At 45.9% G+C, this 23,057-nt stretch carries 24 protein-coding genes and 1 pseudogene; 16 read left to right on the top strand and 9 right to left on the bottom strand.

The features are described from left to right. Nucleotides 1-114: 114 nt before the first annotated feature. Both NSQ37_RS13240 and NSQ37_RS13245 read left to right on the top strand, forming a co-directional pair. Nucleotides 115-915, top strand: a complete 801-nt coding sequence (locus NSQ37_RS13240; RefSeq protein ID WP_094032414.1) for a polysaccharide deacetylase family protein — start codon at nt 115-117, stop codon at nt 913-915. A 113-nt stretch (nt 916-1,028) separates the two neighbouring features. Then, nucleotides 1,029-1,148, top strand: coding sequence for a GapA-binding peptide SR1P (locus tag NSQ37_RS13245; RefSeq protein ID WP_003154518.1), 120 nt, complete (start codon nt 1,029-1,031; stop codon nt 1,146-1,148). A 47-nt stretch (nt 1,149-1,195) separates the two neighbouring features. On the opposite strand, the gene NSQ37_RS13250 is transcribed toward NSQ37_RS13245, so the two are convergent. Beyond that, nucleotides 1,196-2,668 (bottom strand): aminotransferase class I/II-fold pyridoxal phosphate-dependent enzyme, encoded by a 1,473-nt coding sequence (locus NSQ37_RS13250; protein ID WP_076424075.1) that lies wholly within the window; start codon nt 2,666-2,668, stop codon nt 1,196-1,198. Between the two features lie 179 nt (nt 2,669-2,847). On the opposite strand from NSQ37_RS13250, the gene NSQ37_RS13255 reads away from it, so the two are divergent. Further along, nucleotides 2,848-3,114, top strand: coding sequence for a UPF0223 family protein (locus tag NSQ37_RS13255; RefSeq protein ID WP_007409667.1), 267 nt, complete (start codon nt 2,848-2,850; stop codon nt 3,112-3,114). A 34-nt stretch (nt 3,115-3,148) separates the two neighbouring features. Here NSQ37_RS13255 and NSQ37_RS13260 read toward each other — a convergent pair whose 3' ends face one another. Beyond that, nucleotides 3,149-3,781: a DUF1054 domain-containing protein gene (locus NSQ37_RS13260; protein ID WP_007409668.1), complete on the bottom strand. Its 633-nt coding sequence runs from the start codon at nt 3,779-3,781 to the stop codon at nt 3,149-3,151. A gap of 236 nt (nt 3,782-4,017) precedes the next feature. Between NSQ37_RS13260 and NSQ37_RS13265 the strand changes: the two genes are divergently transcribed. The 3 genes from NSQ37_RS13265 to NSQ37_RS13275 all read left to right on the top strand — a co-directional run bounded on the left by NSQ37_RS13265 (nt 4,018) and on the right by NSQ37_RS13275 (nt 5,576). Further along, nucleotides 4,018-4,206 carry a hypothetical protein gene (locus tag NSQ37_RS13265; protein ID WP_007409669.1) on the top strand — a complete coding sequence of 63 codons (189 nt, stop codon included), beginning with the start codon at nt 4,018-4,020 and terminating at the stop codon, nt 4,204-4,206. A gap of 133 nt (nt 4,207-4,339) precedes the next feature. Next, nucleotides 4,340-5,137, top strand: a complete 798-nt coding sequence (gene suhB, locus NSQ37_RS13270; protein ID WP_007409670.1) for an inositol-1-monophosphatase — start codon at nt 4,340-4,342, stop codon at nt 5,135-5,137. Beyond that, nucleotides 5,124-5,576, top strand: a complete 453-nt coding sequence (locus NSQ37_RS13275) for a GNAT family N-acetyltransferase (protein WP_007409671.1) — start codon at nt 5,124-5,126, stop codon at nt 5,574-5,576. Before suhB ends, NSQ37_RS13275 begins: the two co-directional genes overlap by 14 nt. Before the next feature lie 51 nt (nt 5,577-5,627). Here the strand turns inward: NSQ37_RS13275 and NSQ37_RS13280 are convergent, their stop codons facing one another. Beyond that, nucleotides 5,628-7,193: a M4 family metallopeptidase gene (locus NSQ37_RS13280; RefSeq protein ID WP_007409672.1), complete on the bottom strand. Its 1,566-nt coding sequence runs from the start codon at nt 7,191-7,193 to the stop codon at nt 5,628-5,630. A 366-nt stretch (nt 7,194-7,559) separates the two neighbouring features. On the opposite strand from NSQ37_RS13280, the pseudogene NSQ37_RS13285 reads away from it, so the two are divergent. Next, a pseudogene (locus NSQ37_RS13285) lies at nt 7,560-7,694 on the top strand (RNA polymerase sigma factor); the annotation flags it as partial. Further along, nucleotides 7,691-7,984 carry an anti-sigma factor family protein gene (locus NSQ37_RS13290; RefSeq protein WP_144463967.1) on the top strand — a complete coding sequence of 98 codons (294 nt, stop codon included), beginning with the start codon at nt 7,691-7,693 and terminating at the stop codon, nt 7,982-7,984. The pseudogene NSQ37_RS13285 and the gene NSQ37_RS13290, both read left to right, overlap by 4 nt. Before the next feature lie 38 nt (nt 7,985-8,022). Here NSQ37_RS13290 and NSQ37_RS13295 read toward each other — a convergent pair whose 3' ends face one another. Both NSQ37_RS13295 and NSQ37_RS13300 read right to left on the bottom strand, forming a co-directional pair. Next, the gene (locus tag NSQ37_RS13295; RefSeq protein WP_253613002.1) at nt 8,023-8,640 is read right to left on the bottom strand and encodes a hypothetical protein; all 618 of its coding nucleotides are present in this window, start codon (nt 8,638-8,640) and stop codon (nt 8,023-8,025) included. A gap of 310 nt (nt 8,641-8,950) precedes the next feature. Further along, complete coding sequence (locus tag NSQ37_RS13300; protein WP_003154504.1) at nt 8,951-9,139, bottom strand: YlaF family protein; 189 nt, start codon at nt 9,137-9,139, stop codon at nt 8,951-8,953. A 111-nt stretch (nt 9,140-9,250) separates the two neighbouring features. Here NSQ37_RS13300 and typA point away from each other — a divergent pair, with 111 nt between their 5' ends. After that, a complete protein-coding gene (typA, locus tag NSQ37_RS13305; RefSeq protein ID WP_007409675.1) occupies nt 9,251-11,089 on the top strand; it encodes a translational GTPase TypA in 1,839 nt (612 codons plus the stop codon). A gap of 56 nt (nt 11,090-11,145) precedes the next feature. Next, on the top strand, nt 11,146-11,466 hold the full coding sequence (locus NSQ37_RS13310) for a YlaH-like family protein (RefSeq protein WP_007611192.1): 321 nt from the start codon (nt 11,146-11,148) through the stop codon (nt 11,464-11,466). 41 nt (nt 11,467-11,507) lie between these two features. On the opposite strand, the gene NSQ37_RS13315 is transcribed toward NSQ37_RS13310, so the two are convergent. Together NSQ37_RS13315 and NSQ37_RS13320 are read right to left on the bottom strand one after the other, a co-directional pair. Further along, nucleotides 11,508-11,717: a YlaI family protein gene (locus NSQ37_RS13315; RefSeq protein ID WP_007409677.1), complete on the bottom strand. Its 210-nt coding sequence runs from the start codon at nt 11,715-11,717 to the stop codon at nt 11,508-11,510. Between the two features lie 101 nt (nt 11,718-11,818). Then, on the bottom strand, nt 11,819-12,442 hold the full coding sequence (locus tag NSQ37_RS13320) for a YhcN/YlaJ family sporulation lipoprotein (protein WP_012117484.1): 624 nt from the start codon (nt 12,440-12,442) through the stop codon (nt 11,819-11,821). Nucleotides 12,443-12,596: 154 nt separating this feature from the next. On the opposite strand from NSQ37_RS13320, the gene NSQ37_RS13325 reads away from it, so the two are divergent. After that, the gene (locus tag NSQ37_RS13325; RefSeq protein ID WP_015417407.1) at nt 12,597-13,925 is read left to right on the top strand and encodes a PhoH family protein; all 1,329 of its coding nucleotides are present in this window, start codon (nt 12,597-12,599) and stop codon (nt 13,923-13,925) included. Here the strand turns inward: NSQ37_RS13325 and NSQ37_RS13330 are convergent. Next, nucleotides 13,920-14,396 (bottom strand): peptidyl-prolyl cis-trans isomerase, encoded by a 477-nt coding sequence (locus NSQ37_RS13330; RefSeq protein WP_144664975.1) that lies wholly within the window; start codon nt 14,394-14,396, stop codon nt 13,920-13,922. The genes NSQ37_RS13325 and NSQ37_RS13330 overlap by 6 nt on opposite strands. Nucleotides 14,397-14,499: 103 nt before the next feature. On the opposite strand from NSQ37_RS13330, the gene glsA reads away from it, so the two are divergent. From glsA to pyc, 4 genes are all read left to right on the top strand, one after another. Next, nucleotides 14,500-15,429 (top strand): glutaminase A, encoded by a 930-nt coding sequence (gene glsA, locus NSQ37_RS13335; RefSeq protein ID WP_015239797.1) that lies wholly within the window; start codon nt 14,500-14,502, stop codon nt 15,427-15,429. A gap of 107 nt (nt 15,430-15,536) precedes the next feature. Then, on the top strand, nt 15,537-15,818 hold the full coding sequence (locus NSQ37_RS13340; RefSeq protein WP_003154494.1) for a YlaN family protein: 282 nt from the start codon (nt 15,537-15,539) through the stop codon (nt 15,816-15,818). 205 nt (nt 15,819-16,023) lie between these two features. Next, the gene (locus NSQ37_RS13345; protein ID WP_053104324.1) at nt 16,024-17,235 is read left to right on the top strand and encodes an FtsW/RodA/SpoVE family cell cycle protein; all 1,212 of its coding nucleotides are present in this window, start codon (nt 16,024-16,026) and stop codon (nt 17,233-17,235) included. Nucleotides 17,236-17,310: 75 nt separating this feature from the next. After that, nucleotides 17,311-20,757, top strand: a complete 3,447-nt coding sequence (pyc, locus tag NSQ37_RS13350) for a pyruvate carboxylase (RefSeq protein WP_108724987.1) — start codon at nt 17,311-17,313, stop codon at nt 20,755-20,757. Nucleotides 20,758-20,855: 98 nt separating this feature from the next. Here the strand turns inward: pyc and ctaA are convergent, their stop codons facing one another. Next, entirely contained in the window at nt 20,856-21,782 is a 927-nt protein-coding gene (gene ctaA / locus NSQ37_RS13355; protein WP_007409684.1) for a heme A synthase CtaA, read from the bottom strand. Nucleotides 21,783-22,125: 343 nt separating this feature from the next. On the opposite strand from ctaA, the gene cyoE reads away from it, so the two are divergent. Beyond that, the gene (gene cyoE, locus NSQ37_RS13360; RefSeq protein ID WP_003154486.1) at nt 22,126-23,043 is read left to right on the top strand and encodes a heme o synthase; all 918 of its coding nucleotides are present in this window, start codon (nt 22,126-22,128) and stop codon (nt 23,041-23,043) included. The last annotated feature ends 14 nt before the right edge of the window (nt 23,044-23,057 follow it).

Below are 23,057 nucleotides of genomic sequence, written 5' to 3' on the forward strand. Positions count from 1 at the left end.
AAATAATACGTGTGACAACTTGCGCAGCCGATGTGTAAAAAAGGCACATTGTTTTTCGTGAGAGCGCTGTTTTTTCGTTATACTGGGAGCAAAACCATATCAGGAGGGATTGTCATGTATAAAGCCGCTGCAGCTGTCATATGTATGTGCTTACTCGCCGGCTGCCAATCAAATGAAAAGATGCAAACAAACAAACCCCATTCTCAAGCCGCGGCCAATCATGCCAAACGGGAAAACCACCATACAAAAGAGGAAAAACAGAAAAAACAGAAGGCGGAGCCCCGTTACTATATCAATCCGAATAGCTTTTCTGTGGAAAAAATGGATGAACAGAAAGAGAAAAAACCGATCGCATTGGTAACGATCGATGACGCGCCTGATCAGCATGCCGCTGAGATTGCGGACAAACTGCACGATCTCAATGCGTCAGCGATCTTTTTTGTAAACGGACATTTTTTGAAAAAAGATGAAAATAAGAAAGCGCTTAAGCATATTCATGAGTTAGGTTTTATGATCGGTAATCATACAATGACTCATCAAAACTTAAAAGATCTTTCCGAACAAAAACAACGTGAAGAAATCATTGGCGTCAATAAAGCGGTTGAAAAGGTAATAGGAGAGAAACCCGCATTTTTCAGGGCGCCTTTCGGAAGCAATACGGACTACAGTGACAGACTTATAAAAAAAGAAGGTATGGTGAAAATGAACTGGACCTTCGGGTATGATTGGGATCAGAAATATCAATCCAAAAAAGCGCTTACCGATATCACACTGAGCAGTCCTTATCTGCGGGACGGGGCCAACATATTGATGCATGACCGGAAATGGACGGCGGAAGCCATGCCGGACATTGTAAAAGGATTGCGTCATAAAGGATATACTGTGATTGATCCTCGAGCTATAAAAAGACCGTAAAAAATAAATGTGTTATACAATTTATCAGTTGACATATTAAATGTGACATAATAATATAATAACAACAAGTGAAAATTAAGCGTTTTCAAATTCTGAGAAATGGGGAATGACAGATGGGTACAATTGTTTGCCAAGACTGTAACGAAGCGATTCATTACTTTGAGGATGAGAAGGTCACGACGTTATACGGAACATGCTGCGGACAATGCCAGTGTCATCTTGAAGAAGAGTAAAAAGCGTAAAAAGGCCCGAAACGATTTCGTTTCGGGCTTCTTTATGTTTATTGGATGGCTTTTTGCTCTTTGATGACTCTGATCATTTCAAGCGTTGCATCTTCGGGACCCTGCACAGGAAGGCCGGCGTCCAAGTTTTTAAAAATGTAGCTGATATTTTCTTCAGTAATGATCTCGCCCGGAATAAAGATCGGAATTCCCGGCGGGTACACCATGACAAACTCTGCGATGATCCGTCCCGCGGATTCTTTTAACGGAATGACTTCCGTATTTGCGTAAAACGCGTCTCTTGGCGTCATCGCTAACAGAGGAATTTCAGGAAGCAGAACTTCGGTTTGCTGATGAGCATAGTCATTGTCGGAAGCCTGCTTTGAAATGTCTGTAAGCGCGCTTACAAGACGGTCGGCATCTCCCGCTCTGTCGCCGGGGGTGAAAATACATAAAATATTATACAAATCGGACAGCTCGACTTCGATATTATATGATTCGCGGAGCCATTTTTCAACGTCATGACCCGTCAGGCCGAGGTTTTTGACCGAAATGATTAATTTAGTCGGATCATAACTGAATGCAGCTTTAGACCCTGTGATTTCTTCGCCGACACAGCGGATGCCTTCAATTTGATTGAGGCGTTTCCGTGTCTGATCCGCCAGCAGAATCGTATCTTCAAGAAGGTCGCGGCCTTCTGTAGCGAGGCGTTTTCTTGCGACATCCAGTGAAGCGAGAAGCAGATAGGATGTTGACGTTGTCGTCAGCATGCTTAAAATCGACTGTACTCTTTCTTTGGAAACAAGACCTTCTCTCACATTTAAAATGGAGCTCTGCGTCAGGGAGCCTCCCAATTTGTGCACGCTTGTGGCTGCCATATCAGCGCCCGCCTGCATGGCGGACAGAGGAAGCTTATCATGAAAATGAATATGCACGCCGTGCGCTTCATCGACAAGCACAGGCACATCGAAAGAATGCGCGAGCTTTACAATGCTGCTCAAGTCAGCTGCCACACCGAAGTACGTCGGATTTATGACAAGCAGGCCTTTTGCGTCAGGGTGCTCCGTCAAAGCCCGCTCGGCGGACTCAAGCGTAATGCCGTGAGAAATTCCGAGCTCATCGTCAATTTCCGGGTGAATAAAAATCGGCACCGCTCCGGAAAATACAATGGCCGACATAATGGATTTATGAACGTTTCTCGGGATGATGATTTTATCTCCGGGTCCGCATACGGCCATGACCATCGTCATAATGGCGCCGCTCGTCCCTTGTACGGAAAAGAAGGTATGGTCTGCGCCGAATGCTTCCGCGGCCAGATCCTGGGCTTCTTTAATGATGCCCTTTGGCGCATGTAAATCATCCAGAGGTTCGATATTAATTAAATCTATGCTTAACGCGTTTTCTCCGATAAATTGTCTGAATTCCGGATCCATTCCCGCGCCTTTTTTATGGCCCGGAATGTGGAATTGGACAGGCTGTCTGTCCGCGTGCTTTTTCAGTCCGCTGTACAGGGGTGTTTCATGTTGCGGCAATTGTTTTCCCACCTTTATCATAATACCTACGGATTAGTTTGTATTACATTCAGTTTTATTACCCGTTTTTTAAACGTAAAACAAATGAATTATATTATGAACTTGAAAGAAAGTAAAGAACAATTTATGATCTATGGAAGATGCTTATTTTGAGCATGATTATAAAGGAGTGAAGACATTTGGAATATCAATATCCGATGAATGAGGACTGGACGACAGAGGAGGCCGTGGATGTCATTGCTTTTTTTCAGCAGGTGGAAAACGCCTATGAAAAAGGAGCTGACCGAGACAGACTTCTGAATGCGTACCGCCGCTTTAAAGAAATCGTTCCCGGGAAAGCGGAAGAAAAGAAAATCTGCAGCCAATTTGAAGCTGACAGCACCTATTCCCCGTATCGGACTGTGAAACAGGCGAAACAATCAGATCAAGCGATTATCAAAATGTAGACAAAGCGAGCCGGCAATCGGCCCGCTTTTTATGTTATGAGACTTTCTGAGTCAGTGTGTATAAAAAGGAAAGCTTCCTAAAAGCATCTTCAATGGTTTGCAGGAATTCATTGTTGTTCATGTTGATCACGTCTTCTTTTTGCAGCTGAATGCCGCACAAAAGCTCTGCTTTTTTCACTGTCTGCAGGCGTTCAAATAATGTTTTCAGCTGCTCCTGATCCATGTCGGACTGCTTGTACGCCCCTGGCTTCGTATGATCCGGCGACCATACAAAATGACCGGGAATCTGTTTTGTGATGTCCTCCTGCTTCGCTTCCAGCAATCTGCCGTATTCCTCTTTTATCGGAGATTCATAAATGATGGCAAACCATACAAACATATGGGTGTCCCATAAACCGATCTGAAAGTGAGGGAGTTTCTTATACCCGCGTTTGCTGTTGGCAAAGGCAACCCAGCTGTCAGCCGGCGGGTTGACAGATCTTCTCGCGTGCTTGGCGACATGCGGGAACATTTCATCGCCTGTCAATGCTGACAATGTCGGTGCGAAATGCTCTCCTAACAAGGTCAGCTTCGGGCGGACTTGTTCTTTTAACACCTCCATGCGCGGATCTAAACCTTCTATTGTAAATGTATCGAAGTCTTCTTTTGTAAAACGCATCTGAGTCATCTTTTTCCTCCTTATCGTAAGTATTCATATTTTACCACAGCCGCCGCCGGCCGCAAAAACATTGAGAACGTTTGAGCCGAGAGGATTGGTGGTAAAAAACGAATAGGTAAACACACAATTTTAAGAATGTTGTTACAGCCGAATATAAGTTTCCATACGATATAAGAAGTATCATTAATAAATTGGAAAAATGGGATGCTTTTTTAACAAATGATCTCTGGAAGGGGCGAAAGACAATGAGGCAAGTGGTGAAGGAAGGATTCAGGGAGGAAAAAAATAACCGTGTAGCTGTCTGGAGACTAGAGGTTGATTATGAATTGGCAACCCTGTATGAGGCCATGCAAAAAGAGAATGCAGATCAAATCGATCTCAGCAAAAGAAAACTGGAACGTCTCAGAAAAGAATGGATTCGGCTTAACGGATAAAGAATAGTAAAAACGAACCGCAGGAAATGGTTCGTTTTTACGTGAGAAGGCATTTTTTTCATTTTCCTTGCTTTTTCATCGCCTTTATCAGTATGCTATAGAATAAGCTATACATAGAAAAGAGGTACACGGTATGACAAATTGGACGGAAATTGATGATATCGCAAAACAATGGGTAAAAGAAGCCGGAACGAGAATCAGACAATCCATGCAGGAAAGCTTGACGATTGAAACAAAATCAAATCCGAATGATTTAGTCACAAATATTGATAAAGAGACGGAGCGCTTTTTCATTGACCGTATACAGGGAACTTTTCCCGGACACCGGATTCTCGGAGAAGAAGGGCAGGGAGATAAGCTCCGCTCCCTTGACGGAATCGTCTGGATCATTGATCCGATTGACGGAACGATGAATTTTGTCCATCAAAAGCGGCATTTCGCGATCTCCATCGGCATCTTTGAAGACGGAAAAGGCAAAATCGGCTTAATTTATGATGTGATGCAGGACGAACTGTATCACGCATTCAGCGGAAAAGGGGCTTATCTGAACGACACGCCGCTTGCTCCTTTAAAAGAAGCTTCCATTGAAGAAGCCATTATTGCAATCAATGCCACATGGGTGACGGAAAACAGAAGGATTGACCCGAGTATTTTGGCGCCGCTCGTAAAACGGGTCAGAGGAACGCGTTCCTACGGTTCGGCGGCACTTGAGCTGGCCAGTGTTGCGGCCGGCCGCATTGACGCATACATTACGATGAGGCTCGCGCCGTGGGATTACGCTGCCGGCTGCGTGCTGCTGAACGAAGTCGGGGGCATTTACACGACCACAGACGGCGAACCGTTTACGTTTTTAGACAACCACAGCGTGCTTGCGGGCAATCCGGCAATACATAAAATTATCTTTGACGACTATTTACATGCTGACAGGTAGAGATTTTGAAGAAGAAGATCTCGGGTTTCTGGAGCAGCTGGCGGCTGCACACCCGGTGTGGAAAAACGAAGAGTTCGGAACAAAAAATGCGGCGGAGTTTATGCTTGCATACTCCATGTACAATGGAACGTGGCTCGTATGGGAGATTGACGGCGCTCCTGCCGCCGTCAGTTTTCATTTGGAATGGGCGCCTTCAAACGGAAAACCGTGGCTCGGAACCGTGGCCGTCGCTCCGGAGGCAAAAGAGAAAGGAATCGGACGCGCGGTCATTGAAAAGATTGCGGGCCGGCTGAGAGGGGAGCATAAAGCGATGTTTTCAGCCGTTCCCCTGGACAGGCAGGAATGGGTTTTGTTTTTAAGCCAATGCGGCTTTGAACAGCTTAAGCTTGAAAAAGACGATCGGGAAAAGACATATATGATCATGGTGAAGCCATTGTGAAATGTTTCAGATATAAAAAAGAGACCGGATTTCTCCGGTCTCTTTTCTTGTTTACAAGCCGACCGCATTCCAGGCCGCTTCTACGCTTGCAGCGTCTTGAGAGCCGTAAAGGTCCCGCGCTGATTGAATCAAAGCTGCTTTTGCATCTTTAAAGTTTGATGACGGAGTGAGATATACCGTTAGTGCGCGATAGTAAATCTGCTCCGCTTTTTTCACGCCGATTTTTGTAATCGTGTTGTAAGCGGCTTTGTTCGGAATTCCGCTGTTTGTATGCACGCCGCCGTAGTCGCCGGCATCAGTGTTCGGAAGGTTTTGATAATTTTTGTAATGGTCGGGCTGTCCGTATTTTGTCGGAGTGGATAAACTGCGGAGAGCCGGCTGGCTGACCGTAATATCTTCACCGATATCCCAGTCCTCAGTATCGTTGAAGTATCCGAATACATCAGAGAAGGATTCATTTAAAGCGCCCGGCTGATTTTCATAGTTCAGGTTGGCTGTTTCCTGTGTAACACCGTGTGTCATTTCATGGGCCGTTACGTCCATTGAACCGGAAAGAGGCGAGAAGAATGAGCCGTCACCGTCACCGTAAATCATTTGGTCGCCGATCCAGGCCGCGTTATTGTATTTGCTGCCGTAATGAACGGAAGATACGATTTTGCCGCCTTTATTGTCGTAACTGTTGCGTTTAAACGTCTGATAGAAATAATCATACACTTTGCCGAGATTGTAATGCGCATCAACAGCAGCGCGCTGAGAAGAAGTTGTGAACTGGTTGGTAGTGCTTGATACGAGCGTGCCCGGCAGGTTATACTGTCGGTTTTGCAGATCGTACGTAATAATTTGCGTTCCGGTAGGTTTAGAAAGATCACGCATTACATATTTGCCGCTTTCAGAAGAAATATTTAATGAGACCGTTTTTCCTTTAAGAGTCGTACCTGTTCCGGTTGCAGCGGCATGCTCCACTTTGTTTTGCTTTTTCAGGACTTTCCCTGTCTCCGCATCAACGGTTACTTCCCAGTTAGCTGGTTCTGGTTCGATGTAGCGGATGGTTACATCATAGGCGAGTCGGTATTTACCGTCTTTTGTGGCCGCTGCTTTCAGCTCGGCTTTGTTTTTGTTTGCAACGTTGCCGTTAGAGACGGCTTCAGGTGATTTGCCGATTGCTTTAAAAGCATGATCCAGCGCCTGATTTGCAGATAATTTTTTGCTGTTAGCCGTTTTGGCAGAAGCATCGTTGTTTAATTCACCGTTAATCGCATAGACATTGTTGGATTTATCGACGTGAATAATGACTTGCGAGTCTTTCACAGGCACACCGTTAACGACAGGCACATAACGGAAGTGCTTGTAGCCGAGATCATCGGTCGTGTGGTCAATCAGCTTCAGTCTCTCAGAAGGGTTGCCTTTGAAGACTTTGCCGTTTTGTTTCAAGTATTGCTTGATTGCTTTGTCACTGACTGAAGGCAACTCAGACTGCACCAAAGAATGCTTCGGCACAAAGTTCGTCAGGTTTTCTTTAAGCTGAGGATTCTCAGCGGCCTGAACACCCGGAAGACTGATAGTTAAACTCATAAAGGAAGCGGCGACAGCAACAGACAATTTCTTACCTAAACCCACAATAAATCCCCCTTTTTGAAAATAATGAAAACTTATATTGTTATAATAAACCAGCATTCTCTCATTCTGCAATATAAAACTAGACTCCGCTGATGAATTGATAGAATCGTCCCGGAAAGGCTTCCGGCGGCCAGCATCGGGGGATAAGCCGAGAGGCACGTGTTGAATCAGACATGAGTCGAATGATACGATTTATTCTGAAAAAAATGACAAATGAAGTCGGGAAAAATGATAGGGGAAAAATGTTCCAATCTGTAAAACTTTTTTTATAGCCGTTTGTCTAAACAGGTGAGGCCTTAATAAACGAAAAGGATTGTTTCAGATGTCAGAGATTTTCAGTCATTTTATTCAGCATTTCGACAGATATTTCAAGAGCTGTCTTACGAAGAGATTGCTGATGTTTTGGACTGGAGTCTTTCGAAGGTGAAGAGCACCCTGTACAGGGCGAGAATGCAGCTGAAACAGCACTTGGGGGAAAAAAGGAAGGACGGACAGATATGACTTGCTGTTTAGTGAGAGATTTACTCTCTTTATATATTGAAGGCGATTGTGAAACAGAAACGGAGCGATTTATTTCCCGTCATCTTGAATCATGCGGTAAGTGCGGGAGTTTATATCATATGATGAAGGAGCCGCTTGACCTCGGCAGCCCTGAGATGAAGGCGCCAGCCTGTTATGCAGAAGAAGAAAGGCGGTTTAAGGAACGGTATTACGGGAAGCTGCTGATAAAAGCAGCCTGTTTGTTCGGTGCTGTTTTCTTTATCATGCTGATCCTTAAACTGCTGATTTAAAAAAACGCCCGGCTGAATGACCGGGCGTTTTAATCCGTTTACTCAGCCGGATGAAAGGCTGTATAAATGCCTTCAAGCAATTCCTGGGGCAGTGAATTAAAGAATCCGGCACATAGCTTTGCTTCTTTTTTTCCTGCTCCTGCTTTTTCAGCAAGGTCCTGATCAAACGTATACACACCGTCTTCTTCAATCAGCGCAGATTGAAGGATATGAAGACTTTGGGAAAAAGCGGTGAACAGCTGATCAACGATAAGGGCCTCTTTTTCCGTAAAGCCGAGCTCCACCGCTTTTTCTTTATTAAATGTATATTCGCCGTCCGTTTTCTCGATACATTGGGAAAGGACGGTTAAAAATTCCGTTGAGCTGTCCCACAGCTTTTGAATGGTCTGTGCGGTTTCTTTATCTAATCCCAATTCAACCGCTTTTTTACCGTCAAAATAATAGACACCGTCTTTTTCGTAAATCGATTGGCTGATGATGTCTAAAAGCTTTGCCGCGTCTTCCGGTGTTTTCTCTGCGGAAGCCTCCAGGGCATGCGGTTCATTTGCCTGAATCGTTTTTGCGCCGGCAGAATCAAGCGGACTGAATGCAAGCAAGGCGGCTGAGGCGGTTGCGGCGGCAGTTACAGCGGTTTTCTTCAAAAAAGATGTTTTCATTTCGTTCTCTCCTTGTCATGTGTATTTGCTTACAGCCACAAGTATAAAAAGACAATGATGGAATTGAAATAGGAGGTATGGTATTTTCTGCATAACGATGCCGGACTATTTCAGACTGCATATTCTGAGGGAATCTGCTGATGTAACTAGAATGGGAGCTGTCATTTCCGGCTTCCTGACTAGGCGGCGGGGGAGATAAGCCTTACATCTGGAGCCTGTTTTGAGGATATAAAAAAGCCTGAATCTTTGATTCAGGCTTCATAAGATATTGTCTTTCCATGTTTACGGAATTTTGCAAAGGGTCATGCTTTTAATCAAGCAGTCCCTGTTCGCGCATTTTTTTCTTTACGGTGAAACCGCTTCCCATCATGGCGATAACAAGAACAATGCTTCCGATGATGCCCCATGCGCTTTTCTCAGCGATTGATACGCCGATCAGCATCATGCTGAAGACTGCTGCGAATGCAAATAATAATAAGAGCCAATTCAATTTTTTCATATTTCCATCCCCTTTAACGTCATACTTTCAGTTTACAGAAAAACGTAACGCTTTTAAAGAGGATGTGTGGTATAATATGAAAGTTATCTAATTTTTTTAGGAGATGAAAATGTGAAACTTCGAAACGATCTTCGCAACATCGCGATTATTGCCCACGTTGACCATGGGAAAACGACTTTGGTAGACCAATTGCTTCACCAAGCCGGAACATTCCGTGCCAACGAAAATATTGCCGAACGCGCAATGGATTCAAACGATCTTGAACGTGAACGCGGTATTACAATTCTTGCGAAAAATACTGCGATTAACTATAAAGATACACGCATTAATATTTTGGACACTCCGGGACACGCCGACTTCGGCGGAGAGGTAGAACGGATTATGAAAATGGTTGACGGCGTTCTGTTAGTCGTTGACGCATATGAAGGCTGCATGCCGCAAACCCGTTTCGTACTGAAAAAAGCCCTTGAGCAGAACTTAAATCCGGTTGTCGTCGTAAACAAAATCGACCGTGATTTCGCCCGCCCGGAAGAAGTCATTGATGAAGTGCTTGATTTGTTCATCGAGCTTGACGCAAACGAACAACAGCTTGAGTTCCCTGTCGTCTACGCTTCTGCGATTAACGGAACGGCAAGTCTGGATCCGAAAAAGCAGGACGAAAATATGGAATCACTGTATGAAACGATTCTTGAACATGTCCCTGCCCCGGTAGATAACGCCGAAGAGCCTCTTCAATTCCAAGTGGCGCTGCTTGATTACAATGATTATGTCGGCCGTATCGGTATCGGACGCGTTTTCCGCGGCACGATGAAAGTGGGTCAGCAGGTTTCATTGATGAAACTTGACGGAACGGTAAAATCATTCCGCGTAACGAAAATCTTCGGTTTCCAAGGATTGAAACGCGTGGAAATTGAAGAAGCGAGAGCGGGAGACCTCGTTGCCGTTTCGGGCATGGAAGACATCAACGTCGGTGAAACGGTTTGTCCGGCTGACCACCATGAGCCGCTGCCGGTTCTGCGCATTGATGAGCCTACGCTCCAAATGACATTTGTCGTAAACAACAGCCCGTTTGCAGGCCGTGAAGGCAAATATGTCACAGCCCGCAAAATTGAAGAGCGTCTGAACGCGCAGCTTCAAACAGACGTCAGTCTTCGTGTCGAACCGACTGCATCACCTGACGCATGGGTTGTTTCAGGACGCGGTGAGCTTCACCTGTCCATTTTAATTGAAAACATGCGCCGTGAAGGCTATGAGCTTCAAGTGTCTAAACCTGAAGTTATCATTAAGGAAATCGACGGCGTAAGCTGCGAGCCTGTTGAGCGCGTGCAGATTGACGTGCCTGAAGAGCATACCGGTTCTGTTATGGAATCAATGGGTGCGAGAAAAGGCGAAATGCTTGATATGATTAATAACGGAAACGGCCAGGTCCGCCTGATCTTTACCGTACCTTCACGCGGACTCATCGGCTATTCTACTGAGTTTCTGTCACTGACACGCGGTTTCGGTATCCTGAACCACACGTTTGACAGCTATCAGCCGATGCAAAAAGGCCAAGTCGGAGGCCGACGTCAGGGTGTGCTCGTTTCCATGGAAAACGGAAAAGCGACATCTTACGGAATTCAAGGTATTGAAGACCGCGGCGTCATCTTCGTTGAGCCCGGAACAGAAGTATATGAAGGCATGATTGTCGGCGAACATAACCGTGACAATGACCTTGTCGTCAATGTCAGCAAAATGAAACAGCAGACAAACGTCCGTTCCGCTACGAAGGATCAAACGACTACGATTAAGAAAGCGCGCATTATGTCGCTTGAAGAATCACTCGAGTACTTAAACGAAGATGAATACTGTGAAGTAACGCCGGAATCCATCCGTTTAAGAAAGAAAATCCTGAATAAAAACGAACGTGAAAAAGCGGCGAAAAAGAAAAAAACAGCAGGAATGTCTTAATCACTTGCAGAATTTGAAAAGGTAGAACCCGAACGGAAAAGGGGAGGGGGATCCTTTTGAATGAAGTAAGTGAACGGCTGTCGTTCTTTGCGGCTCTTTACCAAGTGGATGAGCATCCGCTGACGGGAATGTGGCTGTTATACGGAACGATCGTCGTGCTTTCGGTGATTGTATTTAAACTCGGTTTTGCCAAACGGCTGCCGGTGTTGAAGGCTGCGGCAGTTTATCTCTTTCTCGTGCTCGGCTGCACCGTGCTGACTTTTTTCGGTGTGTTTCTGCCGGTCGGAGAAGGGCTTGTTGTCGCCGCCTTGATTTTGATCGTTTACAAAATCCGTCTGCACCAGTCCAAAAAGAGCCAGTCAGCTAAACCGCAATAAAAAAATGACCTTGCCTTCCGGCGGGTCATTTTTTATTCGGTTTATTTTTTCAGTTTATCTTTTTTCGCTTTTTGTCCGGGATGAAAGGAAAAGTGTCCGGTATTCAGCCGCGCCTCCGTTTTGACTTTGATTCGGTCATGGCATTCCCGGCACATATATGTATGAATCGGACGATTGCGGAGGCGTTTGGCTGTCAGTGTTTCATCATCAATTTGTTCGATTTTGTCGCAAATGGAACATTTTACTCTCATTGATTTTCACCTCTTTCACTATGACAAGCATTATAACATGGATGCCCCTCCTGCCAAAGGGAAAGAAAGCAGCGCCCTTCCTTTGGAGCGGGCGCTGCTTTTTACCGGCGGTTTTTCATATGATGATCCGATTGATCGTTCTGTTCGTTCTGCAGCTTGTTCTGGTCTCTTTGATTCAGCTGATCATCATTCGATTGAGTCGGTGATTCTTTTTCATTGTCGGTCACATCATTCGGGACTTCCGGCATGACACGGCCGACGATGGCGGCAAGTTCGTCCAAAATGCCTGAAACGGGGCGGCCGGCCTTAATGTCGCTGCCCATGCCTCTCAGACGGGAAACCGTATCAGGATCAGCCACGACAACGGCATTGGCGCCGTAAGGATCGTTTTTTAACGCCTGGGCAACCGTGTATTTAATGCTCTCCACTTTGCTTCTTTCTAAATTGTCATCCACATCGATACCGACAACGGAGTATCTTCCGAGTACAACCGCAGTGGCATCTGAAATGCCGGGGATTTTTTCGGTTACCTCGACGAGATGCTTAGCGATGTCTGTCCGGCCGGGATTTTCAGCTGTCTCAGGAGCCGTATTTTTCACATGGATCGGTTTTGCATCGCGCTGATCGGCTGATTCGTTCTGAATATTGCGGCCGCGGCCGTCCTGTACAGCAGTGCAGCCGGTAAGGATAAACAAGGCTTGTATGATAATGAAAAGAATTCGCACGTCAGATTTCCTCCTTGAATGCTTTCATTTATTTTATTGTTGAATTAACCTTCTATCTTTATGCACCAAATCATATATTTTAGCAGGCATCCCCGTTATTCGCGGAAAGAGAAGCACACGATGGGCTTTGATCCTTATTTCAGGAGGCTGAGACTTGAGTAAAATTTATGTGTTAGATACGAATGTACTTTTGCAGGATCCTAACGCCATTTTTTCCTTTGAAGAAAACGAAGTTGTCATCCCCGCCGTCGTGCTGGAAGAGGTCGATTCAAAAAAGCGGTATATGGACGAGGTCGGGAGAAATGCGAGGCACGTATCTAAGCTGATAGACGGGCTCAGGGAGAAAGGAAGGCTGCACGAGAAAGTTCCGCTTGAAAGCGGAGGAACGCTCAGAATTGAACTGAACCACCGGTCGTTTCACCAGCTCCAAGAAATTTTTATCGAAAAAACGAATGATAACCGCATTTTGGCGGTGGCAAAAAATTTAAGCCTTGAGGAGGAAACGAAAGAAAACGGCCGCCTCGTCATCCTGGTCAGCAAAGATGTGCTTGTCAGGGTAAAGGCGGATGCCATCGGGCTTTTGGCGGAGGACTTTTTAAACGACAGAGTCGTTGACCATGATGAAATATATAGCGGGTACAAAGATATATTTATGAATAAAGAGCGGTTTGCCTCGTTTTATAAAGACAAACAAATTTCAGTCAAGGAGCTTCAGCAGCATCAGGTTTATCCGAATCAATTTGTGCTGATGAAAGATGAATTAGGAGGATCTTCGTCTGCGGTCGGCATGACAGATAAGAAAGGCGAGACCGTAAAAAGACTCGTTTTCGATGATGAGCACGTATGGGGTATCAGGCCGAAGAACGTCCAGCAGACAATGGCGCTTGAACTCCTGCTGAGGGAAGATATCCCGCTTGTCACCCTGATCGGAAAAGCGGGAACGGGAAAAACCTTGCTTGCTCTCGCGGCAGGGCTTCTGCAGACGGAGGATCTCGGTATTTATAAAAAACTGATCGTCGCGCGTCCCATCGTCCCGGTGGGAAAGGATATCGGATATTTGCCTGGCGAAAAAGAGGAAAAGCTCAAGCCGTGGATGCAGCCGATCTTTGATAATCTTGAATTTTTATTCAATGCGAAAAAGCCGGGTGAACTTGAAGCGATTTTGGCAGGAATCGGATCGATTCAGGTGGAGGCGCTGACATACATTCGGGGGAGAAGCATTCCGGATCAGTTTATTATTATTGATGAGGCTCAGAATTTGACGAGGCACGAGGTCAAAACGCTTTTGACTCGGGTGGGAGAGGGCAGCAAAATTGTCCTGATGGGCGATCCGGAGCAAATAGATCACCCATACTTAGACAGTTTAAACAACGGACTTGCTTATGTTGTAGAACGGTTTAAAGAACAAACCGTCTCCGGCAGCGTGAAGCTTGTGAAAGGTGAGAGATCCGGCCTTGCACAGCTTGCCGCCGATTTGTTATAAAACTTCGATTTCTGTGACGCCCGTTATCGGTTTTTCAAAGTCGCCGTCCACGTAAAAATGGACCGGGCCGCCGTCTTGAAGGGGTTTCCCCGCATCGCTGAAATGCGCGATTGCGTCCATCGCCTTTTCTAGCGGCACTTCGGTTCTTTCTGATTTTGAAATAAATGCGCACAGGACAGCGCTTTCTTTCGGCTCGGCATTTGCTAAAACAGCGCCGAGCTTCATGGCGAAGCTGCCGTTCATCAGTCTTTCTTTTTCATAACGTTTTTCGCTTTTTAAAGTCGGCGGCGAAATGCGCCCTTCTCTGATCACTCGTTCCGGATCAAGCGTATGCTCCTGGGTTTCTGCAGAGCCGTCCGGATGAACGGGCTGATTTTTTTCAAACGGAAACTTGCGGTCATCGAAAATCCAGACACTCGGATCAATTGTAATCGGATATATAACATTGCCTTTTACCTGAATAACGCTCATGGTGAAGCCCCCCTTTACTTAAAGTATAAAAGTTTTCGCATGAATTGTCACTTTGCGTCGCAAATTAGATGTATACAACGGCAGCGAAGTGAGGATGATCGACATGGTATGCCGGCATTACCAAGAGCTGGACGCATTAGTTCAGGAAGCGAAAAAAAGGACCGAAGAAGGCAAAGTGGCAGACTATATTCCGGCTCTGGCTGAATCTGAACAAGACAGCCTTTCGGTCACGATTTATCATGCGGAAAATACATGTCTGACGGCAGGAGACGCCGACCGGACATTTACGCTGCAGAGCATTTCGAAAGTGCTTTCTCTGGCGCTCGTACTGATGGATTACGGAAAGGAAAAGGTGTTCAGCTGCGTGGGTCAGGAGCCGACCGGCGACCCGTTTAATTCCATGATTAAGCTTGAAACAGTGAATCCGGGCAAGCCTTTAAATCCGATGATTAATGCGGGAGCTCTCATCGTTACGGGTTTCATTAAAGGGCATTCGCCGAAAGACCGCCTGGATTACCTGCTCGGATTCATCAGAAGACTTGCGAATAATCAGGACATTACATATTGCAGACATGTCGCGGAATCGGAATTCAGTTCATCCATGATTAATCGGGCCATGTGTTATTACATGAAGCAGTATGACATTTTTAAAGGCGATGTTGAAGAGGTCATGGATTTGTATACAAAACAGTGCGCGATTAAGATGAGCAGTCTGGATTTAGCCAAAATCGGCTGCGTATTCGCCCTTGACGGCAAGCATCCGGAAACCGGGGAGCAGGTCATTAAAAAAGATGTGGCGAGAATCTGCAAGACGTTTATGGTGACATGCGGCATGTACAATGCGAGCGGGGAATTCGCGATTAAGGTCGGCATTCCCGCTAAAAGCGGCGTTTCGGGAGGGATCATGGGCATTTCGCCGTACAACTTCGGAATCGGTATATTCGGCCCGGCGCTTGATGAAAAAGGCAACAGCATCGCGGGTGTGAAGCTTTTGGAAATCATGTCTGAGAAATACAGGCTGAGTATTTTTTGAAACATTTTTTATCATAACATCTGCTTAAATCCTCTTGCAATTTCATCTGATACCCTTTATGATAAATAGAAGAATTAGGTACTCGCCTGGGGAACGGAGGGATACTTTTGGCTTCAGAGATTATAGTTGACCATCAGCAGAAAGCATTCGAGCTGTTGAAGTTAGATGCTGAGAAGATTTTGAAGCTGATCCGAGTACAAATGGATAACTTAACGATGCCTCAATGTCCTCTGTATGAAGAGGTCTTGGATACTCAGATGTTCGGACTGTCGAGGGAAATCGATTTTGCTGTCCGCCTGGGATTAGTTGACGAAAACGACGGCAAAGAGCTGCTGGACAGACTTGAAAGAGAACTGTCTGCTTTGCATGACGCGTTTACAGGAAAATAAATGATCAAACTCAAACTATTCAACGGTTTGGGTTTTTTTATAACCGTAAACCGTTTTTTTTGCATCTTCTTTTCGTAAGACGGTCTCTTAATCTGCATTTCATCCGAAAAACTATAAAGAAACTGCGTAAAATGTTTATGAATTATAGTAAAATATAATACGCAATAGGTATTAAACGTAAGCTTTAAGCAGGAAAGAGGATGTTATGTTTAAAAGAATGTTAAAATCTTACGATTATTCATTGATATGCGCTATCATTCTGCTGTGCAGTTTCGGATTGGTAATGGTATACAGCTCAAGCATGATTACCGCCGTTATGCGTTACGGCGTGAGCAGCGACTATTTCTTTAAACGGCAGCTGTTCGCCGTCATCGCGGGGTTTGTGCTGTTTATCATCGCGGCCGTTTTTCCGTACAAAGTGTTCGCCCATCAAAAGATTCAGAAATTCATACTGCTTGCGTCAGTGGCTGCGCTTTGCGCGCTGTTTGTTTTCGGACATGTTGCCGGAAACGCGCAAAGCTGGTTTAAAATTGGCGGAATGGCCATTCAGCCGGGGGAATTTGTCAAGCTGACCCTGATACTGTACCTTGCCGCGGTATACGCAAAGAAACAAAGCTATATTGATCAGCTTTTGACGGGGGTTGCGCCGCCGGTGATCGTCACCGTAGTCATTTGTGCGCTTATTGCCATTCAGCCTGACTTCGGAACGGCGATGATTATCGGCCTGATCGCGTTTTGCGTCATTATGTGTTCGGGATTCAGCGGAAGGACCCTGCTCAGGCTGGTGCTCATGGCGGGAATCGTATTGCTCCTTGTCAGCCCGATCATCTATCTGAAATGGGACGATATTTTGACACCCGGGCGTATGAGCCGGTTTGAAAGCCTTGAAAATCCATTTAAATACGCCAGCACATCAGGCCTGCAGATTATAAATTCGTATTATGCGATCGGCTCAGGCGGTTTTTTCGGTCTCGGTCTTGGAGAAGGCATTCAAAAATACGGTTATCTGCCTGAATCGCATACAGACTTTATTATGGCGGTTATTTCAGAGGAGCTCGGCATTTTCGGCGTCCTGTTTGTCATTGTGCTGCTGGCTTTTGTCGTGTTAAAAGGTTTTTATATTGCGAGAAAATGTGAAGATCCGTTCGGGAGCCTTTTGGCAATCGGGATATCCAGCATGATTGCGATACAGACCTTTATCAATCTCGGCGGTGTCAGCGGTTTAATTCCGATCACAGGTGTTCCGCTGCCGTTTATCAGCTACGGGGGCTCATCAATGTTTTTGTTATTAACGAGCGCCGGTATATTGGTGAATGTCAGCATGCATGTCAAGTACTCAGAAAAGAAGAAAAAGAGGGAGCCCGTTCCGTCTAAGGGGGTAAAAAGACGGCAGACGGAAAAATCTGTGTATCTCTAAAAAACAAGTGTATACACAGGGAGGATATTCCTTTATTATAAACTACATATTTATTAGGCCAAGGGGGAGAAAAGTTTGTCACAACAATCCATCCAAAAAGTGTTAGTAGCAAACAGGGGAGAAATTGCGATCCGGATTTTCCGGGCGTGCACAGAATTGAACATCAGAACGGTAGCCGTTTATTCAAAAGAAGATTCGGGCTCCTATCATCGCTATAAAGCGGATGAAGCTTATCTAGTGGGAGAAGGCAAAAAACCGATTGACGCGTATCTTGATATTGAAGGGATTATTGAGATCGCAAAAAGAAACGGCGTAGATGCCATTCATCCGGGCTACGGATTTCTCTCTGAAAATATCCGATTTGCGAGACGCTGTGAAGAAGAGGGCATCGTATTTATCGGACCGACGTCAGCGCATTTGGATATGTTCGGAGATAAGGTAAAGGCGAGGGAGCGGGCAGAAAAAGCCGGCATCCCCGTTATTCCGGGGAGTGACGGACCGGCTGAAACATTAAAAGATGTCGAACAATTCGCAAAAGTCCACGGATTTCCGTTTATTATTAAAGCATCGCTCGGAGGCGGAGGCCGCGGAATGAGAATCGTCCGAAGCGAAAGCGAATTGAAAGAATCGTTTGAGCGGGCCAAATCAGAAGCGAAAGCCGCATTCGGAAACGATGAAGTGTATGTTGAAAAACTGATCGAAAATCCTAAGCATATTGAAGTTCAGGTGATCGGAGATAAAGAAGGCAATGTCGTCCATCTGTATGAGCGGGACTGTTCCGTTCAGAGACGCCATCAAAAGGTCATTGAGGTGGCGCCGAGTGTATCTTTGCAGCCTGAATTAAGGGACGAAATCTGTGAAGCGGCTGTGGCGCTTGCGAAAAATGTCGGCTATATCAACGCGGGGACCGTGGAATTTCTCGTAGCGGGCGGTGAATTTTACTTTATTGAAGTGAACCCGCGCGTACAAGTGGAGCATACGATTACGGAAATGATAACGGGGGTTGATATCGTTCAGACGCAAATCCTCGTCGCGCAGGGCCACGGACTGCACAGCCGTGCCGTCAATATCCCTGAGCAGAAAGACATTTTTACAAACGGGTATGCGATACAATCACGTGTGACCACTGAAGATCCGCTGAATGACTTTATGCCTGACACGGGTAAAATTATGGCTTACCGCTCAGGCGGCGGCTTCGGCGTCCGCCTTGATACGGGAAACAGCTTCCAGGGCGCCGTCATCACGCCTTATTATGATTCACTGCTCGTCAAGCTGTCGACATGGGCGCTGACGTTTGAACAGGCATCAGCGAAAATGGTCCGCAACCTGCAGGAATTCAGGATCAGGGGCATTAAGACCAATATTCCGTTTCTTGAAAACGTGGCAAAGCATGAAAAATTCCTGACGGGCCAATATGACACATCGTTTATCGACACAACGCCTGAGCTGTTTGTTTTCCCAAAACAGAAGGACCGCGGAACAAAAATGCTTTCCTATATCGGCAATGTCACGGTGAACGGTTTTCCGGGAATCGGGAAAAAAGAAAAACCTGCATTTGATAAGCCTCAGACCGTTACGTTAGGTATCGGGGAAAAGCCGGCAAGCGGTACGAAACAGATCCTTGATGAAAGAGGCGCTGAGGGGCTTGCAGACTGGGTGAAAGAGCAAAAATCCGTGCTCCTGACCGATACAACGTTCAGGGATGCCCATCAGTCCCTGCTTGCAACCCGGATCAGATCCAATGATTTGAAAAAAATCGCGAATCCTACGGCTGCCCTGTGGCCTGAACTGTTCAGCCTTGAAATGTGGGGAGGCGCGACATTTGATGTAGCGTACCGTTTCTTAAAAGAAGACCCTTGGAAGCGCCTTGAAGATCTTCGCAAGGAAGTGCCGAACACATTGTTCCAGATGCTGCTTCGTTCATCAAATGCCGTCGGTTATACAAACTATCCGGACAATGTCATCCAAAAATTTGTCCGGCAGTCAGCGGAGTCAGGTATTGACGTATTCCGGATCTTTGACAGCCTGAACTGGGTAAAAGGGATGACGCTGGCCATCGATGCCGTCCGTGAAACCGGAAAAGTGGCGGAGGCTGCGATTTGTTACACGGGAGATATTCTTGATAAGACCCGGACGAAATATGATTTGCAATATTATCTTTCTATGGCGAAAGAGCTTGAGGCGTCTGGTGCGCACATTCTCGGCATTAAAGACATGGCTGGTCTTTTGAAACCTCAAGCCGCATACGAACTTGTCTCAGCGCTGAAGGAAACGATTGATATTCCCGTTCATCTTCACACGCATGATACGAGCGGCAATGGCGTCTTTCTCTATGCCAAAGCTGTTGAAGCGGGTGTGGACATCGTGGATGTCGCCGTCAGCTCAATGGCGGGTCTGACTTCACAGCCGAGCGCAAGCGGATTTTATCATGCCCTTGAAGGAAACAGCCGCCGTCCTGAAATGGATGTCCGGCAGGTGGAAAGACTGTCGCAATACTGGGAATCCGTCCGTCAGTATTACAGTGAATTTGAAAGCGGGATGAAGTCTCCGCATACTGAGATTTATAATCATGAAATGCCGGGCGGCCAGTACAGCAATCTGCAGCAGCAGGCAAAAGGAGTCGGCCTCGGTGATCGCTGGAATGAGGTGAAAGACATGTACAGCGTCGTCAACCGCATGTTCGGCGACGTCGTGAAAGTAACACCTTCTTCCAAAGTCGTCGGAGATATGGCGCTTTACATGGTGCAAAACAATTTAACAGAACAAGATGTTTATGATAAAGGCGAAACGCTTGATTTTCCGGATTCAGTCGTTGAGCTCTTTAAAGGGCAGATCGGCCAGCCGCACGGCGGATTTCCGGAAAAACTGCAAAAGCTCGTTCTGAAAGGGCAGACGCCGATCACGGTAAGACCGGGTGAGCTGCTTGAACCGGTATCTTTTGAAGGCATTAAAGAAGAATGGAAAGAAACACATCATATGGAATTGAGTGATCAGGACGCAATCGCGTATGCTCTTTATCCGAAGGTGTTTACTGAATATGTTAAAACGGCGGAACGCTTCGGTGATATTTCCGTATTAGACACACCGACTTTCTTCTACGGCATGACACTCGGTGAAGAAATCGAAGTGGAAATCGAGCGCGGAAAAACGCTGATCGTGAAGCTTGTATCTATCGGTGAACCGCAGCCAGATGCGACACGTGTCGTTTATTTCGAATTGAACGGCCAGCCGCGCGAGGTGGTCATTAAAGATGAAAGCATTAAATCATCCGTACAGGAAAAATTAAAAGCAGATCGGACAAACCCAAGCCACATTGCGGCATCCATGCCGGGAACCGTCATTAAATTGTTAACGGAAACCGGGGCAAAGGTGAATAAAGGCGATCATCTGATGATTAATGAAGCGATGAAAATGGAGACGACGGTACAGGCGCCGTTCTCCGGGACGATACAGCAGATTCATGTGAAAAACGGTGAACCGATTCAGACAGGCGATTTACTGATCGAAATTGAAAAAGCGTAAAAAATGAACCTAAAAAAACCTGATCCGCCCCCGTGTGCGATCAGGTTTTTTAGATGTAAAAAGGCCGAAGCTCTAATGCTTCGGCCTTTTCATGTGCCTCAGATGTACCGCTGTTTTGATTCATAGCGGAATCGGGCGATTAATAATAAGAAATAGCATAAGACGCCGAACAGGCCGGCAATAAAGAGCGAATGGGCAAGTGCAAAGCCGGTGGCCATTTCTGAATAAACAACCATGATTCCGGAGAGCGCCTGTAATACAACAAAGGCAAGAGCCGCTATCCAGCCCCCAAGAATCTGTTTTTGGTCTTTGTAGGAGCGCACCGCATGTGCAAAAGCGACAAGAATCCATACGAACAGAAGCAGCGCTGCCGTTCTGTGGCCCATCTGCACCCATTCCTGAAAATGGGACGGAAGCCCGTGATTCAGCCTGCTGCAAAGCGGAACGTCAGGGCAGGCAAGGCTTGATTTCGTATGGCGCACATAAGCTCCCGTATAAACGACGATATACGTGTAAATCGAAAGGCCGATCATATGAAACTGCATTTTCCTGCCGATTCTGAGCGGCTTGACGAGCTTTTTGTCTGATTTATCAGCTTCGAATATGAGCAGCGTCAAAATCAGAACAGAAGCGAAAGAAATCAGCGATATGCCGAAATGAAGCGCCATAACGAGCGCATTTGATCCGAAAACAACCGCTAATGCGCCGAGAAGCGCCTGTAAAAATAAAAAGATAATGGACATAATGGCGAGAAAGGTTGTTTCACGGAAAACAGGCGTGACTTTTCTCCATGCCCAAAAAGCGAGACTCAGCACGAGAACGATTGAGACACCGCTTGCGAGTCTGTGGCTCCATTCAATGATAGAAGCGGCGTTAAGCTCCGGGAAAAACCGGCCGTGGCAAAGCGGCCACTGCCTTCCGCATCCGAGACCCGATCCTGTCTTTGTGACAAGAGCGCCGCCGATCAGCACGACGAGCATAACGAATGTCGTCAGCACGCCGAGCGCTTTCAAAGCTTTATTCATTTTACATTCACCTTCTTAACAAACTGGACAAAATGATATACGTACCAAGTGTAAGCGAATATGTGTTTTGTGGCAATTCTCAATTCTGTTTGTTCACAAAAATATAATAGAATCAGGACTTCTTAGATAATGGGGTTGATTATTCCAGATGGGTCTGATAGAAATAAAGTAACCGCTTTATTATGAAACCGGCGGATTTGGTAAAATTCATAAAAAGTTCACAAATAAATTCCTGTTTCTCGTTTAATATTTAAGAGGATGTTTTTTTACAGGTCATTATCTTGTATGATAGAGTTGCAGGTCTTAAAAAACCTGCTTTAGGTTTGTAAGGGAGGTTTACGTTATGGCTAATTCCAGAATTTTAAACGATACAGCTATAGACGGACAGATTGAAGAGACGACGGCATGGAAGGATTTCCTTTCGCTTATCAAAATAGGAATCGTCAATTCGAATTTAATTACGACTTTTACCGGCATGTGGCTTGCGTTACATATATCCGGTCTGAGTTTTTTAGGCAATTTAAACACCGTGCTTCTTACATTAATAGGATCTTCTTTGATCATCGCCGGTTCTTGTGCGGTTAACAACTATTACGACCGTGATATTGATCATTTAATGGAACGCACGAAAGTAAGACCGACGGTAACCGGAAAGATTCAGCCGAATCAAGCGCTGTGGTCAGGAATTTTACTCATTGCTTTAGGACTTATCATGCTTTTGATGACCACCGTGATGGCAGCAGTCATCGGTTTTATCGGCGTGTTTACGTACGTTGTTCTTTATACAATGTGGACGAAACGCCGTTATACGATTAATACGGTTGTCGGAAGTGTATCAGGCGCCGTGCCGCCGTTAATCGGCTGGACAGCGGTTGAAGGGCACATCGGTGTTGTCGCGTGGGTTTTATTCATGATTTTATTCATCTGGCAGATTCCGCACTTTTTAGCGCTTGCGATTAAGAAGACGGAAGATTACAGAGCAGCGAATATTCCGATGCTTCCGGTAGTGCACGGCTTTGAAGTGACGAAAAGACAGATTATCGTCTGGGTCGCATGCCTGCTGCCGCTTCCGTTTTTCCTCGGCAGTCTCGGTCTTCCGATCGTCATTCTCGGCACTTTGCTGAATGTCGGATGGCTTGTTCTCGGACTGATGGGATTCCGCATGAAAAACATCATGAAGTGGGCAACTCTTATGTTTGTCTATTCGCTTAATTACATGACCATTTATTTTGTAGCGATGGTGGTCTTTACGCTGTTTTAATTGAATAATGAGCT

The sequence above is a fragment of the Bacillus sp. FSL P4-0334 genome, assembly GCF_038004825.1.
Taxonomy (GTDB): domain Bacteria; phylum Bacillota; class Bacilli; order Bacillales; family Bacillaceae; genus Bacillus; species Bacillus velezensis.

Coding starts and splice junctions, on each gene's coding strand:
- NSQ37_RS13240 (WP_094032414.1), top strand. CDS start 115: ATGTATAAAGCCGCTGCAGCTGTCATATGTATGTGCTTACTCGCCGGC.
- NSQ37_RS13245 (WP_003154518.1), top strand. CDS start 1,029: ATGGGTACAATTGTTTGCCAAGACTGTAACGAAGCGATTCATTACTTT.
- NSQ37_RS13260 (WP_007409668.1), bottom strand. CDS start 3,781: ATGACTCAGATGCGTTTTACAAAAGAAGACTTCGATACATTTACAATA.
- NSQ37_RS13265 (WP_007409669.1), top strand. CDS start 4,018: ATGAGGCAAGTGGTGAAGGAAGGATTCAGGGAGGAAAAAAATAACCGT.
- suhB (WP_007409670.1), top strand. CDS start 4,340: ATGACAAATTGGACGGAAATTGATGATATCGCAAAACAATGGGTAAAA.
- NSQ37_RS13275 (WP_007409671.1), top strand. CDS start 5,124: ATGCTGACAGGTAGAGATTTTGAAGAAGAAGATCTCGGGTTTCTGGAG.
- NSQ37_RS13290 (WP_144463967.1), top strand. CDS start 7,691: ATGACTTGCTGTTTAGTGAGAGATTTACTCTCTTTATATATTGAAGGC.
- NSQ37_RS13295 (WP_253613002.1), bottom strand. CDS start 8,640: ATGAAAACATCTTTTTTGAAGAAAACCGCTGTAACTGCCGCCGCAACC.
- NSQ37_RS13300 (WP_003154504.1), bottom strand. CDS start 9,139: ATGAAAAAATTGAATTGGCTCTTATTATTATTTGCATTCGCAGCAGTC.
- NSQ37_RS13315 (WP_007409677.1), bottom strand. CDS start 11,717: ATGAGAGTAAAATGTTCCATTTGCGACAAAATCGAACAAATTGATGAT.
- NSQ37_RS13330 (WP_144664975.1), bottom strand. CDS start 14,396: ATGAGCGTTATTCAGGTAAAAGGCAATGTTATATATCCGATTACAATT.
- glsA (WP_015239797.1), top strand. CDS start 14,500: ATGGTATGCCGGCATTACCAAGAGCTGGACGCATTAGTTCAGGAAGCG.
- NSQ37_RS13345 (WP_053104324.1), top strand. CDS start 16,024: ATGTTTAAAAGAATGTTAAAATCTTACGATTATTCATTGATATGCGCT.
- ctaA (WP_007409684.1), bottom strand. CDS start 21,782: ATGAATAAAGCTTTGAAAGCGCTCGGCGTGCTGACGACATTCGTTATG.
- cyoE (WP_003154486.1), top strand. CDS start 22,126: ATGGCTAATTCCAGAATTTTAAACGATACAGCTATAGACGGACAGATT.